General features: G+C 49.1%; 2 protein-coding genes. One reads left to right on the forward strand and one right to left on the reverse strand.

All coding sequences use genetic code 11. The annotated features are described in order from the left end of the window. Nucleotides 1–106 precede the first annotated feature (106 nt). Nucleotides 107–1,060, forward strand: a complete 954-nt coding sequence (rho, locus tag V8L71_RS20440; RefSeq protein WP_336275310.1) for a transcription termination factor Rho — start codon at nucleotides 107–109, stop codon at nucleotides 1,058–1,060. A 67-nt stretch (nucleotides 1,061–1,127) separates the two neighbouring features. Here rho and V8L71_RS20445 read toward each other — a convergent pair whose 3' ends face one another. Then, complete coding sequence (locus V8L71_RS20445; protein ID WP_336275311.1) at nucleotides 1,128–2,312, reverse strand: DEAD/DEAH box helicase; 1,185 nt, start codon at nucleotides 2,310–2,312, stop codon at nucleotides 1,128–1,130. Nucleotides 2,313–2,736: the final 424 nt, after the last annotated feature.

The raw sequence follows: 2,736 nt of genomic DNA on the forward strand, positions 1-2,736 counted from the left end.
ATCAAATACCGGTGGCTACCGTTAACAGCCTACAGTTCGTTCGATAAGCTTTGTGAAGCGGTCAAAAACGTATGCAATGGTTACGGCACTAATTACTCTATAACTTATGCATAACCACTTAGGTTTGAAGGCGAAAAGACAGGTAGACGCCAAGCCCGCCGACGACGTTGACGATCAATACCCAAACGACCCCGAAAAACGTTTTTTAAATGGCGTCGCTATTCATCCTTCCCCACGCATTGCTTTAGAGCCTGGTTCTAAGCAGCTTACTGTGCGAGCGATGGATTTGATTACGCCCATTGGGATGGGGCAACGTGGGTTGATTGTTGCGCCGCCGGGCTCTGGCAAAACGACGATGTTGAAGCATATCTGTCAGGCCGTGGCTGAGGCCCATCCTGACATAAAGCTGTATGCCTTGCTGATTGATGAGCGCCCTGAAGAAGTGACCGATTTTAAGCGCAGTGTGTCGGCAGAAGTACATGCATCGTCTTCAGACGAAAGCTACACACACCATGTGCGTATGGCCGATAAGCTCCTTGAGACGGCGCGTAAGCAAGCAGGCGAAGGTCATAATGTGATGATTGTGATCGACTCTCTTACGAGACTCTCGCGGGTTCATAATGCCGAGCAGCGGGGCAATGGCCGTACGATGTCGGGTGGGCTAGATTCCCGAGCAATGGAGATACCCCGAAAACTGTTTGGCGCCGCGCGAAAGATCGAAAACGGTGGGTCGCTCACCATTCTGGCCACCGTGCTGGTGGATACGGGAAGCCGTATGGATCAGGTGATTTTCGAGGAGTTTAAGGGTACGGGTAATATGGAACTCGTGTTATCGCGCGACGTGGCCAATCAACGGCTTTTCCCGGCGATCGATATTGCCAAAAGTAGTACTCGCCGCGAAGAGCTGTTGATTGATGCAAAAGATATCGAAAAGGTAAGGACACTGCGTAGAGGTTTGACAGCGCCTAAGCCAGTAGAAGGCGCGCAGAAGTTGCTTGCGTTATTGGATAAATATCCCACGAATGCCGAGCTATTGGATGCGTTTTTACCGGATTCATGAAATATCGATAATAAAGAAGCCCATCCTTTTTAAAGGTGAGCTTCTTGGGTAAGTGTTAACGATTACTTTATTTTCTGTAATTCAAGTTTGATTCAGGTACTGCTTTTCGAACCGGGAACCCTGCAATCTCTTTGCGCTCAATAATGCTCTTTAAGCGTCTTTCAATGGCACAAAGGTTTTTAAAGTCACTCATGTCGACTAAAGAGATGGCTTCACCAGAGGCGCCCGCGCGGCCGGTTCGGCCAATGCGGTGGATATACTCTTCTGGCTTGAAGGGTAAATCGTAATTCACCACACGGCTCAGCTCACCAATATCCAAGCCCCGCGCGGCAACCCCCGTGGCGACTAAGTACTTTAGTTCGCCAGATTTGAACTGAGCCAAAATCTTTTCGCGCATTGCTTGGCTTCTATCGCCATGGATAGAGTCCGCTGTGATGCCGCGCTTTTCCAGTTGAGCAACAAGCTTGGCCGCATTGTGTTTTTTCTCGGTAAAAATAAGCGCCTGATCCCACTTTTGTTCGTTAATTAAGTGACTCAACAAGGCGGACTTAGTGTCTTTGTCGACGGTGATTAGCCATTGTTTGACATTAGCGGCGGCGCGGACGTTGGGAGAAATCGATATTTCAGCCGCCAGATTGGTCATCTTGCTATCTGAAAAGTCGTAGGCCAGCGCCCGTACGTCGTCTGTGATGGTGGCCGAAAACAGTAGGTTCTGACGGTTTTCAGGCAGGCGTTCTATGATTTTATGGATATCGTCGGCAAAACCCATGTCGACCATTCTGTCTGCTTCGTCCAATACCATGACTTTCAGTTCATCAAAATGCAGCGCACGCTGATGCGCCAAATCAAGCAATCTGCCCGGCGTGGCGACCAGAATATCGACGCCTTCGATTAGGCGCGCTTTTTGAGCTTCCGTATCCACACCGCCATACATCGCCATAGAGGTTAAGTGTGTGTGTTTAGCGTATTGAGCCACATTGGCTTCGACCTGAACCGCTAACTCACGGGTCGGCACGAGAATCAGCGCACGTATGCGTTTGCCGCGTAACGTTCCCGCGTTACTGAATCGTTCTAGCAGAGGCAGAACAAAGGCAGCGGTTTTGCCTGTGCCTGTTTGTGCGGTGGCGATTAAGTCATTACCCGAAAGAATGGCAGGAATCGCTTGTTCCTGGATGGGCGTTGGCGTTTGGTAACCTAGTTCGGTAATCGCTTGAACGAGAGGACTGGATAATCCTAGCTTTGAAAAGGGCATAAGGCGCTCTGACAGATTGTCGTAAGGTTTGTCGAAAATAAAAAGTGATACATCATAACGTAAAAGCAGCCGTTCGTTGCTCGAATCGTCGGTGTTTGAAGTGGAGTTTGTCGAGTATCTGAGTGATATCCCGGCCGAGCGGAATTTAAACCGAGATGCCCATTAATAAGCAGTTCAGCACCCTCTGGGGGTGCTGAGCTGAGATAAATTTAGATTTTATGCACCTTAAAATATTATTTGAATAATCTGGTAAAATCCCTTTTTGCTTTCAGTGGGAATTGAAAGCAAAAAGGCTGTTAGAAACCTGAATCCGTGAGACCGGCCCCCAGGAATGCTTCTAACCTACTGAACTGCATGGCAATATAGCGAATATCGCCATTCACCCAGACAGTGCCATGCCCAACGTCAAGTTCCGCGCCAGTCG

Origin of the sequence: Vreelandella indica, from assembly GCF_037070225.1 — a bacterium.
GTDB classification, from domain to species: domain Bacteria; phylum Pseudomonadota; class Gammaproteobacteria; order Pseudomonadales; family Halomonadaceae; genus Vreelandella; species Vreelandella arctica.

What these genes read in the sequence shown, in the direction of transcription:
- rho (WP_336275310.1), top strand. Translation starts at nt 107, where the DNA reads ATGCATAACCACTTAGGTTTGAAGGCGAAAAGACAGGTAGACGCCAAG.
- V8L71_RS20445 (WP_336275311.1), bottom strand. Translation starts at nt 2,312, where the DNA reads ATGCCCTTTTCAAAGCTAGGATTATCCAGTCCTCTCGTTCAAGCGATT.